The 14,605-nt window shown below is 55.1% G+C and carries 14 protein-coding genes and 1 pseudogene; 8 read left to right on the top strand and 7 right to left on the bottom strand.

The genetic code is table 11. The features are described from left to right. Positions 1-291: 291 nt before the first annotated feature. The 3 genes from grxD to AUQ42_RS01530 form a co-directional block, all read right to left on the bottom strand. A complete protein-coding gene (gene grxD, locus AUQ42_RS01540; RefSeq protein WP_068517200.1) occupies positions 292-627 on the bottom strand; it encodes a Grx4 family monothiol glutaredoxin in 336 nt (111 codons plus the stop codon). A 93-nt stretch (positions 628-720) separates the two neighbouring features. After that, positions 721-1,629 (bottom strand): EamA family transporter RarD, encoded by a 909-nt coding sequence (gene rarD / locus AUQ42_RS01535; protein ID WP_068517199.1) that lies wholly within the window; start codon positions 1,627-1,629, stop codon positions 721-723. Positions 1,630-1,798: 169 nt separating this feature from the next. Further along, positions 1,799-2,032, bottom strand: a complete 234-nt coding sequence (locus tag AUQ42_RS01530) for a BolA family protein (protein WP_068517198.1) — start codon at positions 2,030-2,032, stop codon at positions 1,799-1,801. Positions 2,033-2,340: 308 nt separating this feature from the next. On the opposite strand from AUQ42_RS01530, the gene AUQ42_RS01525 reads away from it, so the two are divergent. Further along, complete coding sequence (locus AUQ42_RS01525) at positions 2,341-2,835, top strand: glyoxalase superfamily protein (protein WP_068517197.1); 495 nt, start codon at positions 2,341-2,343, stop codon at positions 2,833-2,835. Further along, positions 2,832-3,254, top strand: a complete 423-nt coding sequence (locus AUQ42_RS01520) for a DUF123 domain-containing protein (RefSeq protein WP_231856648.1) — start codon at positions 2,832-2,834, stop codon at positions 3,252-3,254. The genes AUQ42_RS01525 and AUQ42_RS01520 overlap by 4 nt, the downstream gene beginning before the upstream one ends. Here AUQ42_RS01520 and AUQ42_RS01515 read toward each other — a convergent pair. The 4 genes from AUQ42_RS01515 to AUQ42_RS01500 form a co-directional block, all read right to left on the bottom strand. Beyond that, the gene (locus AUQ42_RS01515) at positions 3,231-4,340 is read right to left on the bottom strand and encodes a toll/interleukin-1 receptor domain-containing protein (RefSeq protein ID WP_068517196.1); all 1,110 of its coding nucleotides are present in this window, start codon (positions 4,338-4,340) and stop codon (positions 3,231-3,233) included. The two genes, AUQ42_RS01520 and AUQ42_RS01515, sit on opposite strands and share 24 nt — an antisense overlap. A 92-nt stretch (positions 4,341-4,432) precedes the next feature. Then, entirely contained in the window at positions 4,433-5,431 is a 999-nt protein-coding gene (moaA, locus tag AUQ42_RS01510; RefSeq protein WP_068517195.1) for a GTP 3',8-cyclase MoaA, read from the bottom strand. Positions 5,432-5,664: 233 nt separating this feature from the next. Beyond that, positions 5,665-6,480 carry a hypothetical protein gene (locus AUQ42_RS01505; protein ID WP_068517194.1) on the bottom strand — a complete coding sequence of 272 codons (816 nt, stop codon included), beginning with the start codon at positions 6,478-6,480 and terminating at the stop codon, positions 5,665-5,667. 202 nt (positions 6,481-6,682) lie between these two features. Continuing rightward, positions 6,683-6,868: a DUF3553 domain-containing protein gene (locus AUQ42_RS01500; protein WP_068517193.1), complete on the bottom strand. Its 186-nt coding sequence runs from the start codon at positions 6,866-6,868 to the stop codon at positions 6,683-6,685. A 557-nt stretch (positions 6,869-7,425) separates the two neighbouring features. On the opposite strand from AUQ42_RS01500, the gene AUQ42_RS01490 reads away from it, so the two are divergent. The 6 genes and pseudogenes from AUQ42_RS01490 to AUQ42_RS01465 all read left to right on the top strand — a co-directional run. Next, positions 7,426-8,031 (top strand): histidine phosphotransferase family protein, encoded by a 606-nt coding sequence (locus AUQ42_RS01490; protein WP_068517191.1) that lies wholly within the window; start codon positions 7,426-7,428, stop codon positions 8,029-8,031. A 143-nt stretch (positions 8,032-8,174) separates the two neighbouring features. Then, positions 8,175-10,859 (top strand): chemotaxis protein CheW, encoded by a 2,685-nt coding sequence (locus AUQ42_RS01485; protein WP_068517190.1) that lies wholly within the window; start codon positions 8,175-8,177, stop codon positions 10,857-10,859. 15 nt (positions 10,860-10,874) lie between these two features. Beyond that, the gene (locus tag AUQ42_RS01480) at positions 10,875-11,381 is read left to right on the top strand and encodes a chemotaxis protein CheW (protein ID WP_068517189.1); all 507 of its coding nucleotides are present in this window, start codon (positions 10,875-10,877) and stop codon (positions 11,379-11,381) included. 86 nt (positions 11,382-11,467) lie between these two features. Then, complete coding sequence (locus tag AUQ42_RS01475) at positions 11,468-11,833, top strand: PleD family two-component system response regulator (RefSeq protein WP_068517188.1); 366 nt, start codon at positions 11,468-11,470, stop codon at positions 11,831-11,833. Positions 11,834-11,907: 74 nt separating this feature from the next. Next, positions 11,908-13,635, top strand: a complete 1,728-nt coding sequence (locus tag AUQ42_RS16080) for a chemotaxis protein CheB (RefSeq protein ID WP_068517187.1) — start codon at positions 11,908-11,910, stop codon at positions 13,633-13,635. A gap of 9 nt (positions 13,636-13,644) precedes the next feature. Further along, positions 13,645-14,454 (top strand): annotated as a pseudogene (locus tag AUQ42_RS01465) (protein-glutamate O-methyltransferase CheR); the annotation flags it as partial. Positions 14,455-14,605 lie beyond the last annotated feature (151 nt).

The following is a 14,605-nucleotide window of genomic DNA, read 5'->3' as shown; positions in this document are numbered from 1 at the left end:
GGGGGCCGGTGGATTGGCAAGCCATGCCAAGCCGAAAATTAGCAAAAGACATGCTATTGATTTGATTGCTGCTTTCATCCCCGGTCACTTCCCCTGTTGCGCGAAGAATAGCATCCCTCAAGGATGGGGGAGAGCGCGCCAAGCATCAAGAAATAGTTTTACGAGGGTGCCGGTAATGAACGCAAAAGATGTGCCCGGGATGTGCCCGGGATGGGTCTGGATGGATCGCAGGCACAAAAAAACGCGCTGGCGGTCATCGCACAGCGCGTTTGATGTCGGGCTGGTCGCGCCTTAGGCAGCGACGGCAACGCCCTTGTCTTTAAGATGCTGGGCCAGTTCGCCCGATGCAAACATCTCACGGACGATGTCACAGCCACCAAGGAACTCGCCCTTGACGTAAAGCTGCGGAATGGTCGGCCAGTTGGAGAAGTCCTTGATGCCCTGACGGATTGCCGGGTCGACCAGAACGTTCACATCTTTGAACTGAACACCGAGTTCAGCCATGACCTGAACCACAGCAGCAGAGAAACCGCACTGCGGGAACATTGCAGTACCCTTCATGAACAGAACGATATCGTTATCGTCAATGTCCTTCTGGATGCGATCGAAAACCGGATTGTCGGTCATAATGATTGTCCTTGGCTTGGGCGGCGATCTCTCGGCCGCGAAAAACGGGTTAAACTTTTATGGCCGAAGATATGGCTGGAACCTGTGGTTCTGTCAACTGTTGCGGCGGTTTTTGCGCACAGTGCGCAGGTTATCCCACGTGAAAATGCCAAGTCCGAACCACACCAGCCCATAGGTCACCATATGCGCGCTGGTAAAGGTTTCGCCAAATACCAGAACCGCGACAATGAATTGCAGGGTCGGGTTAAGATACTGCATCAGACCAAGGACGGAAAACTTCATATTGCGCGCGGCATAGGCAAACAGAACCAGCGGAATGGTGGTGCAGACCCCAAGTCCGATAAACAACAGATCATTGGTCATGCCGGTATGGCCAAATGCCATTTGACCCTGCGCGCCAAGCCAGAACATGTAACCAAGGGCAATCGGTGTGATCAGTGCGCATTCAACGAAAAGCCCGGCAATCGGATCGGCGGGAACAAATTTGCGGATCACGCCATAAAAACCGAACAGCGACGACAGGCTAAGCGCGATCCAGGGCAGATGCCCATAGGAAACCAGAAGGTTCAAAACCCCGAGTGCGCAAATACCCACAGACAGGATTTGAACGCGGTTAAGCTTTTCGGCAAAGAAAATGCGCGCCAGGATCAGCATGATCAGCGGCATGATGTAATAGCCAAGGCTTGCTTCAAGCGCATTGCCGGTATTGACCGCCCAGATGTAAATCACCCAGTTGCCCGCCACCAGAAGGCTGCTCAGAAACAGAAGGCCAATCGTCTTGGCCGATGAAATAAGCACCCAGAGTTGCTTGCGCCGACCAAGGGCAAAGATCATCGCAAATGTCAAAACCGCCGACCAGATGATCCGGTGCGACAGGATTTCAAGCGGCACCGCAAAGGATACCATTTTGAAATACAGCCCGAAAATGCCCCAGATGGTAAAGGCACCAAGTCCGGCGAGCGGTCCGGCACCGATCAGGGCCGGCTTATCTTGTGATGACATTTGATGAGCCGTGGTCAGTTAATGGGGCTGGTCATGCCGGATGTCGTCGGGTGGCGGCAAATCCGGTCTTGACGGGATCGGGCGCCGATGGTTGGTCGGCGCCCGAAAAAATCATCATCGCGCATCAAAGGGTGGCTTGCGCGTCTGGTAATCAGGGCAATCGGGGGACTTATTCCGGTGCAGAGGTCTGAAGGGCGAGGGCATGAAGATCACCGCCCATTTTGCCCTTCAGCGCGGAATAGACCATCTGGTGCTGAACCACGCGGGTTTTGCCGCGGAACTGTTCGGACACCACAATTGCAGCATAGTGATCGCCATCACCGCGCAGATCTTCGATCCGGACTTCAGCATCAGGAAGAGCTTCCTTGATCATGCTTTCGATTTCATAGGCTTCCATGGCCATGGCGTTTATTCCTTATAATGGACCGGTGCCCGGACGGGCCCGGTAAAACCTGTTTTCTCTGGTATATGTTGTTGTCCCGGGGGCTGTCAATTTCTGCGCAACAGCACTGCCCAAACATCTCGGAAAGTTGCGCGCAGGCTTGTCTTGCGCCCGATATTGGGGTAATTAGCCTGCCCTGGGTTGCCCACACCTGCCGTCCGCAAGGTTGATCCTTTGGTAAAGTGGTGCTTTGAAATCTTTCGGACCCGTTTCCCGATCAGGGTACGGCCCGGCAATGCGGACACCCGGCCTCCTGTGTGGAGACGAAAATGACTTCAAACAGTCTGAATATCGGTCGTGCGGACATCGAAACCGACCCGACCGAAAGCTTCAAGGCACAGGCAAAACGCCTGCGCAAGGCCCTGGCTGCGCGTGATGTTGCGATATCACATGCCGGGTCGCTTGAACTTCTCGCCCAAAGCCACGGCTTTCGCGACTGGAACACCGCCGTTGCCATGGCACGTCGCAATATCCCGACCAATGTTTCCGATCTTGGGATCGGCAAACGGTTTGCCGGATCATACCTTGGTCATGCGGTGACCGGCCTGATCCGTTCTGTGACCGCGACCCCGACACCGGGCGTGTTCCGGGTCGAGGTGCATCTTGATGAACCGGTTGATGTGGTGGAATCCAAACGCTTTACCGGCTTTCGCCAACGCATAGCAGCCCGGATCAACGAACATTGCGAACCGGTTCTGACCAACGGTATGGCCGGACCGGGGCTTTCGATTGATTTGCTTTTGCGTGATCAAGACGGCCAGTGACCCGGTTTATCGAAACGATAAATGACAAAACGCTCCGGCAGCTTCCAAAAGTTGCCGGGGCGTATGTTCTGGTGATCGAGCTTGCCGCGGACCTGACCCTTCAAAACAAACGCTTTGCCGGAACCATTTTGCCCAAAGGGACTTATCTTTATTGCGGTTCTGCCAAGGGGCCGGGCGGCATTGCGGCCCGCGTCAAACGCCACTGCAAGGGGACCAAGAAACCCCACTGGCATGTCGATGAACTGACATCAAACGGGGCCGGGCGGGTTGTTTCGGTGCTGGTGGTGCCGGGTGGGAATGAGTGCGAGCTTCGCGCACATTTGCAAGGTCCTGATGGCTGTATTCCTGCCCCCGGATTTGGCAGCAGTGATTGTCAGAACTGCGATAGCCATTTACTAGAATGGAATTTCATCATCTAGGCTAGGTGCATCCGACGCTGCATCTTCGGCCTCGATTTTCAGGAGTTTTTGAAGTTGTTTGAATTCTTTAGAAGATTTTGTGAGCTTTTTGCTCTTTCCGATCTTTGTTAGTTCGGTAATTGCTTTTGTGCTCCAAGAAACCTTTGGTGACTTAACCAATTGCTTAAGTAAGTTATTCTGGATCGATTTCTCTTCGGTGGATTTAAGGGCTTCCAGCAAACTGTTTATCGCTGTTGTTGATGTTCTCTGGTCTGAAAGTAGTCGAGATATAAAGTCCTCAAGGGTGTCAGGAGTAACTTTAAATGCTTGAATTTTGCCAATAAACCCATACGGGTTTGCAGTGTCAGACAGCTTTACTGGAAATATCGGGATTTGCCGTCCAATTGCAATTCCCACCTCTTGGTCCGTCCAGTCACTCGCTGAGAATTCATCACATATCAAGGCTATTAGTGCATCAGAAGAAAACAGTGCCTTCTCGATAGCAACTTGCCATTCTTCTGCCGGTTTGATGTCATCATGAGCTACAAAGCTTGATATCCCGTAACGCGACAAGCCCTCTTTGAGTTTATGAGCGCGCTTCTTTTTGTCTGCTTTATGGCTAATGAAAACGTGTAAGGAACTCGCAGTTCCCCATATGTTTTCAACCATTTCAGGGCTTACTGTCTGCAATGCTTCACGGAAATGGTACTGAGGATTGCTTCTCCACTGGTGGGAGTCATTTGCGTTTAAAAAACTCTTAGGGAATAGGCTTATGTCCAGCGGAATGCTAAGTCGACGAGGTATCACTGATTCAAGAAGAACCTCGACACTACGTTCGGTGTTCTGAACATTGTGCGAATTTTCCAGATAGGCGTTGTCGTCAATATAGACGTCAATGGATAGTCTTGGGTTGTCTTGGCCAAAATCAAAATAATAGTGAGGTATCAGTTCGAAGCTTGCATCCTCAATCAGGGCAACTGCGTTCGACTGAGACCACGCATTCTTTATGATGGCCAGCTGAATTGTCTTCTCAAAGACGCCAATCAGCTCAAAATCTTTTTTATTCTCTTCGTAAAAATCTCGGTCCCGAATTGAGACGTTTATCATCAGAAATGCCTATACTGTGGCGTGAAATGCAGCTTAAGCGTGAATAAGTATACGCAAATATTCTGCACTGGCCAGCAAGTCTGTGGATAAACTTAGCCCCCGGTCATACTCATATGACGACCGACAGCCGGTTTCTGGCCTTTGCGGTCGATGACGAAGTCATGGCCTTTGGGTTTGAGGTCCATGGCGGCATCAAGCATTTGATCAAGCGAACGCGGATCGCCGGTGCGCAGGGCTGCGCGCAGGTCAACATGATCTTCCTGGCCCAGGCACATGTAAAGCGTGCCGGTGCAGGTCACGCGCACGCGGTTGCAACCTTCGCAGAAATTATGGGTAAGCGGCGTGATGAAGCCCAGACGTCCGCCGGTTTCGGCCACCGTGGTATAGCGGGCCGGACCGGGGGTGACGTGGTCGGACGGGATCAGGGTGAATTCCTGTTCCAGACGTTCGCGCACCACGGTCAGTGGCAAATACTGGTCGGTGCGATCACCGTCGATATCACCCAGCGGCATGGTTTCGATCAGGCAAAGATCAAAGCCTTCTTTCCCGCACCATGACACCAGACGCGACATTTCATCTTCGTTGAAGTTGCGCAGCGCGACCGTATTGATCTTGATGCTGATGCCGGCGGCCTTGGCGGCCTCCAGCCCGGCCAGAACCTGTTCAAGGCGGCCGCGACGGGTGATTTCGGTGAATTTCCGGGAATCGAGACTGTCGAGCGAGATATTGAGGCGCTTGACGCCAAGCCGCGCCAGATCATCGGCATAGGTGGCGAGCTGACTTCCATTGGTGGTCATGGTCAGTTCATCAAGCGCGCCGGTTTTAAGGTGCCGCGACAGATCGGAAATCAGATCCATGATGCCACGGCGCACCAGCGGCTCCCCCCCGGTCAGGCGCAATTTGCGCACACCGCGATTGATGAAGGCCGTGCAGAGCTGATCAAGTTCTTCAAGGCTGAGAACTTCGGCCTTTGGCAGGAAGGTCATGTTTTCCGCCATGCAATAGGTGCAGCGGAAATCGCAGCGATCGGTTACCGAAACGCGCAGATAGGAGACATGCCGGCCATATTTGTCGATCAGTGGTTTGGTCATGGCGTTGATTTGAAACAGTGTCGTGGTTGTCGCGGGGCGTTGTTTCTTGCAAGGTGACTGTGGCACAGCAGACCGGGTTTTGACCAGCCTGTTTAGATCAGGGCACATCACCTTTCCGTCAGATGAAAACAAAAAGCCGCAGGCGATACCCGAAGATATCGACCATGCGGCTTTGACTATTGCTGTTTACCGGGTAACCGTCGGGTAAATGCTTGGCGGTTGGTGTGCGCCGGTCAGCTGTTGGCGTGGGCTGCGACGTCGGCGTCGATTGACTTCATGACTTCGCGCAGGGTTGCGACATCTTCACTGCCCATTTTGGCGACCAGTTCGGCCGAATGTTGCGGAACGGTCAGGATTTCGCGCACGTCACTGAACAGGGCATCGAGCAGGCGCACACAATGGGCCTCGGTAAAGGACCAGTGCACTTCACCCGATGGCAGATTGTCATTGACCAGTTGCAGCAGCCATTTCTTGCGGCGTTCATATTCACGGAAATGCAGCGCCATGCGCGCAAATACCAGATTGATGCGCAGCTTGACCGCCGGTTCCTTGGCCAGATGGTCCCAATATTCGGCGGGGTTGCGCAGCTCGTCCTCATCTTCGGCATGGGCTTCGATGATTTCGTGAATTTCGCGGTCGATTTCCTGAAGCATGTCCATGCCGACCATCATGCGGATGACCTTGAAGAACGGTTGCAGGATTTCACGCGACAGTGCGCCGTCTTCGATGCTGCCTGCGGCATTGCCTTCCAGAAGGTGGTCAAAGCGCGATACCAGCAAACGCCCGAACGGATCGTGGCGAACGGCGGCATGTTCGCGGGCCTTGATGGCTTCGAGGTCGCTTTCAAGCACGGCCCAGGCCGCGTCAAACAGGTCTTCCTTTTCGCGGATGCCGTCGATGGCCTTGATGATCTGTTCTTCGGAAATCGAACCACCGTGGTTGCGCGCGTAATGGATCAGCCCCTGGGTAAATTGTTCCAGTACCGTAAAGGCGGCGACATGGTGGCGCTGCTTGAAGGTGTCTTGGGGTGGTTTGTTGGCTGCAATCATGAAGTGTCCAGACCTTGATTATGACGGTTGTGCATGATCAGGCAGATCCATCGGCGGGGATGGAATCCATGCGGCCCTGATTCTGCATACGCCGAATTTATTAATAAATTGATGTCAGCAAATCGTGTGCCAAGGACAGCCAGACGTGGGTCAAACCGGTTTGTGATCCCCCTGATCGGGCGCGAGCGGGGGAAACGGCCCCTTATTCGTAACCGACCGCGGCCTCGACAATCTCAAGCACGACATGGCGGGGCCGGATGATCTGGCGACCGGCTTCCTCGAAATTGACGGCGATTCTGTCACCATCGACAGCTTGAATGCGGCCCAGACCCCAATCGGGCTGGTTGGGGTGGCGAACGATGGTGCCCGGTGTCAGCAAGAAATCCATGGGGTGCTCTGTGTTCAGTGTATCTTGTTTACATATAGGTCAAACGCCGCCGATCCACAATTTCACAGATTGCAAAACCCGATCCGGTCGGTGTTCCGGCCGTTGGTCGGCAAAAATTGCCGGGTCGGATGGCGGTCTGTCACCAGACATCCGGGCGGGCCGATGCGGGTGCTTTTTTTTGGTCGGGATCAATCGCCAGAATGCGACCGGCATTTTTCAAATACCACCGTCATCAAGGCGTCGGTTCGATCAGAAGTCAAACCGGTTTTACCGGATGGGGGATTGGTTGCGATCGGTGCGGGCTTCTTTGCCATGTCGATGGCCGGAATGGCAAAATCGCGATGGGTCGGGTCTAAATTTCGTTCTGGCTAAATAAGCTCTTAACATATCACGGTCAATCTTGGGCATCAGAGACCCGCTTTGAGGGCGCGATATTTCGTCGTCCCGTCACGGAACGCCACCGGTGATGAAATCGGGCGGGGGACAGAGACCGGGCATCATGTTTGGGGATGTGATGCTTTGAAGAATAAATAGAAATACCTTGGAGAACCCGCGTAATGGTTCAGGACATCGCCCTTGAAATGACGCTGATCGAGTTGATCAGTTCGCGCATTTGTCATGATCTTGTCGGTCCGGTCGGGGCCGTCAATGCCGGGGCGGAACTGATGGGCGAAGACGGTGTTGCCGATGACGAGGCGCTTGCGCTGATGCGTAAAAGCGGCCTTGAGGCGGCCCGCCGTCTGCAACTGTTCCGGCTGGCCTTTGGCCGGGCGGGCAACAGCGTGGACACCAAGTCCATGCGCGATGCTGCGCGCCAGACCTATGAAGCCGAAGGCAAGGTCAGCCTGGACTGGGCGGATCTTCCGATTGATCCAGCTCATGGACGAGTCGTATTGAATATGGTGATGCTTGCCCGCGAGGCTCTGCCATTTGGGGGGACGATCACTGTTTCGCACGAATCCGGTCGGACGACCGTTCTGGCAGAAGGCAAACGTGCCGCATTCCGTCCGGAAGTCATGGAGGTGTTGGAAAAAGACGTGTCGGCAGATGCACTTGATCCACGCACAGTGCACGGATTCTTCGTGAGAAATCTGGCCAATCGGACGGGCGGGGCGCTTTCGGTCTTGCAACAGGATGCAAATATTGCATTGATCTATGGATAAAAAATTGACCTGTGGGTCTGGTAATAACGTGTGGTAGCTTCTACGTAAGTAACCGATGTAACATACGTTTCTCGCCATGCGCGTGTTAAATGGGAGTTCCGGTTCCGGTAAATCTAGCTTTGCCGGAGATTTGGAGGGGGTATATGGACGATCTATTAAGTGAATTTCTGACCGAGACTTCGGAAAGTCTCTCGACGCTTGACGTTGAGCTGGTGAAGCTCGAGCAGAACCCGAATGATCCGGACATTCTGTCTAACATCTTCCGTTTGGTGCATACCATCAAAGGGACGTGTGGATTCCTTGGCCTGCCCCGCCTCGAAGCGGTCGCGCATGCCGGCGAAAACGTTCTGGGCAAGATCCGCGACGGTGAACTGGTGGTGACACCGGAAGCCGTGACGCTGGTTCTTGAATCCATCGACACCATCAAATACCTGCTGGGCGAGCTTGAGCAGAACGAGGCAGAGCCGGATGGCAATGACGCCGAGTTGATTGCACGTCTCAATCATTTTGCCGATACCGGCACGATGATGGGCGGCGCTGCACCCGCAGCCGCACCGGTCGAAGAACCGCCGATCGAAGAAGTTTCCGAAGGCGGCGCTGTTGATAGCGACGCGCTTCAGGCGGCATTCGATGCCGCAGAAGTTGATCCCGAATTTGCCACTTCCTCCGAACCGGAAACCCCGGCTCCGGCCGCAGCACCGCCTGCTGCTGCAAAATCCAAGGAAGTTGCACCGGCCAAGAAACCGGCCGAGCAAAAGGCAGAAGCCCCGCGCGGCGAAGCCAAGGAAAGCTCGGTTGCAGCCCAGACCATTCGCGTGAATGTCGAGCTGCTTGAAAACCTGATGACGCTGGTTTCCGAGCTGGTCCTGACCCGTAACCAGCTGTTGCAGATGGTTCGCGGCAAGGATGACAGTGAATTTACCGTTCCGTTGCAGCGCCTGTCGCACATTACGACCGACCTTCAGGAAGGCGTGATGAAGACCCGTATGCAGCCGATCGGCAACGCTTGGGCAAAACTGCCGCGTATTGTTCGCGACCTTGCCCTTGAAATGAACAAGAAGATCGATCTTCAGATGATCGGTGCCGACACCGAACTGGATCGCCAGGTTCTTGAACTGATCAAGGATCCGCTGACCCACATGGTGCGTAACTCTGCCGACCATGGTCTGGAAGATATCCCGGGCCGTCGTGACGCCGGCAAGCCTGAAACCGGTACGGTTACCCTTAATGCGTATCACGAAGGCGGTCACATCATCATCGAGATTTCCGATGACGGTCGCGGTCTGAACCTTGAACGCATCAAGGCCAAGGCAATTGCCAACGGCCTGACCACCGAAAGCGAACTGGAAGGGATGGCGGATCAGCAGATCCAGCAGTTCATTTTCAAGGCCGGTTTCTCGACAGCGGAAAAAGTCACCTCGGTCTCCGGTCGTGGTGTGGGTATGGACGTTGTGCGTACCAACATCGAAAAGATCGGCGGTACGGTTGAACTGAAATCGGTCGAAGGCCGTGGTTCGACCTTTATCATCAAGATCCCGTTGACCCTGGCCATCGTGTCGGCCCTGATTGTCGAAAGTGGCGGCGAACGCTTTGCCATTCCGCAGATCAGTGTTCTGGAACTTGTTCGTGCATCGAACAATTCCGAACATTCGATCGAACGCATTCACGACACCCCGGTCCTGCGGTTGCGTAACCGTCTGTTGCCGCTGGTGACGCTGAAGAAAATCCTCGGTCTCGATACCAAGGAGGCCACCGACGAGGGTGTCGATGAAGAAGCATTCATCGTTGTGGCCCAGGTCGGGACCTATTCGTTCGGTATCATCGTTGACCGCGTCTTCGATACCGAGGAAATCGTGGTCAAACCGGTTGCACCGATCCTGCGTGATCTGTCGCTGTTCTCGGGGAACACGATCCTGGGTGACGGTAGCGTGATCATGATCCTTGATCCGAACGGCATCGCGACCCGTACAGGTGAAATCACCGTTGGTGGTTCGCAAGGTGTTGAAGGCAAGGCCAAAACCGACGCGTCCGATCGCGAAACCACCTCGATGCTGGTGTTCCGTGCCGGTGGCAGCGAAGTCCGTGCGGTTCCGCTGGCTCTTGTTGCCCGTCTTGAAGAAATCGATGTCGAGAATATCGAACATTCCAACGGACGTCCGCTGGTTCAGTATCGTGGCAAACTGATGCCGCTGGTCTTTATTGACGGCAGCTATCAGATGAAGGCCGAAGGCCGCCAGCCGACCCTGGTCTTCCAGGATCGCGAACGGACCATGGGGCTTGTGGTTGACGAGATCGTCGACATTGTCGATGACGTGCTTAATGTTGAATTGACCGCAGATCAGGACGGGCTGGTTGGCTCGGCCGTGATCGACGGCAAGGCGACCGACCTGATTGATGCCGGTTACTATCTTGAACTGGCCTTCAGTGACTGGTTCGGGACCGAAGACAATGGCGGCGAGAAGAAGCGTGTTCTTCTGATCGATGACAGCCCGTTCTTCCGCAACCTGCTGACACCGATGCTGTCGGTTGCAGGTTTCCGGGTAACGGCAGTCGAGACCGCCGAACAGGCGATGGAACTCAAGAACCGTGGCCAGTTGTTTGATGCGATCATCAGCGATATCGAAATGCCGGGCATGAACGGCTTTGAATTCGCCGAGGCGCTTCAGAATGACGAGCTGTGGGGCGAAGTTCCGATCATTGCCCTGTCTTCGCACACCAGCGAAGAAGACTTCGAACGCGGCCGTCAGGTAGGTTTCAGCGACTATGTCGCGAAGTTTGATCGTGATGCCCTTGTCTCGACCTTGGTCCAGACCTTGAGCAACGTTTAATCGGGAGAAAGTCCAATGAGCGATAGTAACGCACTCGTCCCGAGCCACGATAGAGGCGGCGCACTGGATCTTGGCGGTGATAGCCAGGATTTCGTCACCGCGAATATCGGCAAACAGCTTTTCGGTATTCCGGTTCTGACGGTTCAGGACGTTCTTGGTCCGCAGCGTATCACCCGTATTCCGCTGTCTCCGCCCGAAGTCGCAGGGTCGCTTAACCTGCGCGGGCGTATTGTGACGGCGATTGATGTTCGCAAACGTCTTGGTTTGCGTGACAAGGATGACGATGATCCGGGTATGAGCATCGTCGTCGATCAGGGTGGTGAACTTTACAGCCTGATGGTTGATCAGGTGGGCGAGGTTCTTAGCGTTCCCAAGAAGGCGTTCGAGCAGAATCCGGCAACGCTTGATCCGCGTTGGCGTGAATTTTCCGACGGTATTTTCCGTCTGGATAAAAAACTTCTGGTTATTCTGGACGTTACGCGTCTGCTTGATTTTACCTCATCGATCAAGCAGGCTGGGTAACCGATATCTTGATATGTCGGGCGCGCAATGCGCCCGGTATTCTGCCGTTAGTGGCTTAACGACCTAAAGAAACGAGAAGGAAGTCGATGAAGAGTTGTCTCGTCGTCGATGATTCGAAAGTCATCCGAATGGTGGCGCGCCGTATCCTCGAAGAAATCGGGTTTGCGGTCGTAGAGGCGGTGGATGGACAGGAGGCATTGGACAAATGTCTCGAATCCATGCCTGATGCAGTTCTGCTTGATTGGAACATGCCGGTCAAAAGCGGGATCGATTTCCTGCGTGACCTGCGCGCAACTCCGGGAGGAGATGAGCCAGTCGTCGTCTTCTGTACAACGGAAAACGACCTGGAACATATCCAGGAAGCAATCACAGCTGGTGCGAACGAATACATTATGAAACCGTTCGACAGCGAGATCATTCAGGCGAAGTTCGAACAGGTCGGCCTGATCTAGTCCGGGTGGCACAGATTCTGTGCCATGCCGGGACTTTGAAATTGATCTCGTGACTCAAGCGGGGACGCTGCTACGTGGAAGACACGCCTATCCATTCGCCATACAAAGTTCTGATCGTGGATGATTCCGCCATCGTGCGCGGACTTGTGACACGCATGATGACCGAAGACAGCGATATTGACGTCGTCGGATCGGTCAATAATGGCGAAGAAGCATTATCGGTAATGGAACAGGGTGGCGTCGAAGTCATTGTTCTGGATATCGAAATGCCGGTCATGGATGGCCTGACCGCCTTGCCCAAACTGTTGGAAATCGATCCGACCGTTCGGGTGATCATGGCCTCTACCCTGACCAAGCGAAACGCCGATATCAGCTTCCAGGCCATGACCCTTGGGGCGGTGGATTACATTCCCAAACCAAGTTCGTCCAAGGACCTCAATGTCGGGGCAGGCTTCCGGGCCGAGCTTCTGGACAAGGTCAAGGCATGGGCCGAACAGCGTCGCAAGATGCTGGAAGTCGAGCAGGCGGCAGCTGCCGCTGCTGCTGCCGAGGCCCAGCTTGAGGACGAGGAAGAGCTTGCGCAGGAAGCAGCTGCACAGACAGCGGTTGAGACAGCGGCTGAAGCCGCACCGGAGCCTGAACACGATGGTGACGGCGATGGCGGCGATCAGGACGCAAAGTCAACGACCTTCCGTGCTGAAATGTCGATCGAACATCAGCAGCTCCATAAGCCTGGCCGGATCCAGCGTAAAAGATTTACCGCCGAATTGCGCCCGCGTCCGATGCAACAGCATCCGCGTCCGCAACAGGTCCAGATGCGCCCGGCCCAGCCACAGCCAAGCCCGGCCGCGCAAAGCCAGTCTGCACCGCCGTCCCAGGCCGCAGCAGACAGCAACGCGACCGAGGCCCCGCGCACCGCACGCAGTGCGGCGGCAGCCAATCCGATGCCGACCCGCCCGCAGACACCGGCCCGTGATCCGGGGCGTTTGATCCGCGATGCGGCGATTGCAGCTGGGGGCGGTCACAAATCAGCGGCACAAACGTCAACACGCAGTTCGCCGACTGCGGCAGCGGCAAGAACCGTTGCCGCCCCCAAACGGGCGGCGGGCAATGCCCCGGAAGGCGCGAAAGCAGCCCGTGCAAAAACCGCACGGGGTGGTTCCGCACCGGCGCCGGTCCGTCGACAGGCGTCGCGCGGGGCGATTTCGCTGTTGCCGGAAAAGCGGGTCAATGTCGAAGCCATCGCGATCGGCAGTTCGACCGGTGGCCCCCAGGCATTGTTTGAAGTTTTGCGCGGCCTGAATGGCGTGCGTCAGCCGATTTTTATTACCCAGCATATGCCTGCAACTTTCACCACAATTCTTGCCGAACATATCACCCGCCTTACCGGGTTGAAGTGTCAGGAAGGCAAGAACAACATGCCGATTGTGGGGGGACAGGTTTATCTTGCGCCCGGCGATTACCACATGACAGTAGAAGGACGTGGCGGTTCACGGCATCTTATGCTTAATCAGAACCCGCCAGAGAACTTTTGTCGCCCGTCTGTCGATCCGATGTTGCGCAGTCTGGTGGCAAGTTATGGTGGAAATATTCTAACCGCGATACTGACCGGAATGGGACAGGATGGTATGCTGGGAGGCCGTGACGTTGTGAATGCCGGGGGCATGGTCGTTGCGCAGGACGAACAAAGCAGTGTTGTATGGGGGATGCCTGGTGCTGCTGCGCATGCGGGCATTTGTTCTGCTGTTCTGCCGGTTGGCGGAATTGCGGCCTATATCAAAAAATTTGCGGGGGGTCGTTAACCCACAATGATGAAGCCGGAAGACTTCGATTTCGTAAGCAGACTGATAAAGTCCAAGTCCGGGCTCGTTCTGAGCGAGGACAAGACTTATCTGCTCGAAAGCCGGCTGATGCCGATTGCGCGCAAGCGTGGCCTTAAGGATCTGGGCGAACTGATTGGCGCATTGCGTGGCGGTGACCGCAATCTGGTCGAAGAAGTCGTCGATGCGATGACGACCAATGAAAGTTTCTTCTTCCGCGATACCAAGCCGTTTGACCAGTTCCGTCATGTCGTTTTGCCGCACATGATCAAGGAACGCGCGTCCAAGCGCCACCTGCGTATCTGGTGTGCGGCGGCGTCATCGGGTCAGGAACCCTATTCGCTGGCAATGATCCTTGATGAATTCAAAACCCAACTGTCTGGCTGGCGGGTTGAAATCATCGGCACCGATATTTCGCGTGAAATTCTGGCAAAGGCCCGGGCCGGGCTTTATTCCCAGTTCGAAGTCCAAAGGGGCCTTCCGATCGGGCTTCTGGTCAAGTATTTCCAGAAAAAGGAAGACCAGTGGCAGATTTCCTCGGAAATCCGGTCAAAGGTTCAATACAAGGAGTTCAATCTTCTTGAAGACTTCCGTCCGCTCGGCCAGTTTGACGTGGTTTATTGCCGTAACGTGCTGATCTATTTTGATCAGCCGACCAAAAGCGATGTGCTGGCGCGTGTGTCGGCATTGATGCCTGATGACGGCTTCCTGTTCCTTGGCGGGGCGGAAACGGTTCTTGGCATTTCCGATAAATTCAAGCCGCTTGCCCGTCAGCGCGGTATTTACCAGCTGAACCGTCCCGGCGCGCCGGATGTCGATCTGACCGCACTTGAAAAGGTGCAGGCAGGCGGTGCCGCGGCTGCTGCGGCCGGCGGGGCTGCGGCGGGGGGCTTTGCCTTCCCGAAACCGAAACATATGCAAACCGGCGCCGGCACCACCGGAACCGCCGGTT

Source organism: Thalassospira sp. MCCC 1A02491, from assembly GCF_001613785.1.
In the GTDB taxonomy this organism is placed as follows: Bacteria; Pseudomonadota; Alphaproteobacteria; order Rhodospirillales; family Thalassospiraceae; genus Thalassospira; species Thalassospira povalilytica.
This window is presented reverse-complemented; position numbering and strand designations above follow the sequence as displayed.

Coding starts and splice junctions, on each gene's coding strand:
- grxD (WP_068517200.1), bottom strand. CDS start 627: ATGACCGACAATCCGGTTTTCGATCGCATCCAGAAGGACATTGACGAT.
- rarD (WP_068517199.1), bottom strand. CDS start 1,629: ATGTCATCACAAGATAAGCCGGCCCTGATCGGTGCCGGACCGCTCGCC.
- AUQ42_RS01530 (WP_068517198.1), bottom strand. CDS start 2,032: ATGGCCATGGAAGCCTATGAAATCGAAAGCATGATCAAGGAAGCTCTT.
- AUQ42_RS01525 (WP_068517197.1), top strand. CDS start 2,341: ATGACTTCAAACAGTCTGAATATCGGTCGTGCGGACATCGAAACCGAC.
- AUQ42_RS01515 (WP_068517196.1), bottom strand. CDS start 4,340: ATGATAAACGTCTCAATTCGGGACCGAGATTTTTACGAAGAGAATAAA.
- moaA (WP_068517195.1), bottom strand. CDS start 5,431: ATGACCAAACCACTGATCGACAAATATGGCCGGCATGTCTCCTATCTG.
- AUQ42_RS01505 (WP_068517194.1), bottom strand. CDS start 6,480: ATGATTGCAGCCAACAAACCACCCCAAGACACCTTCAAGCAGCGCCAC.
- AUQ42_RS01500 (WP_068517193.1), bottom strand. CDS start 6,868: ATGGATTTCTTGCTGACACCGGGCACCATCGTTCGCCACCCCAACCAG.
- AUQ42_RS01490 (WP_068517191.1), top strand. CDS start 7,426: ATGGTTCAGGACATCGCCCTTGAAATGACGCTGATCGAGTTGATCAGT.
- AUQ42_RS01485 (WP_068517190.1), top strand. CDS start 8,175: ATGGACGATCTATTAAGTGAATTTCTGACCGAGACTTCGGAAAGTCTC.
- AUQ42_RS01480 (WP_068517189.1), top strand. CDS start 10,875: ATGAGCGATAGTAACGCACTCGTCCCGAGCCACGATAGAGGCGGCGCA.
- AUQ42_RS01475 (WP_068517188.1), top strand. CDS start 11,468: ATGAAGAGTTGTCTCGTCGTCGATGATTCGAAAGTCATCCGAATGGTG.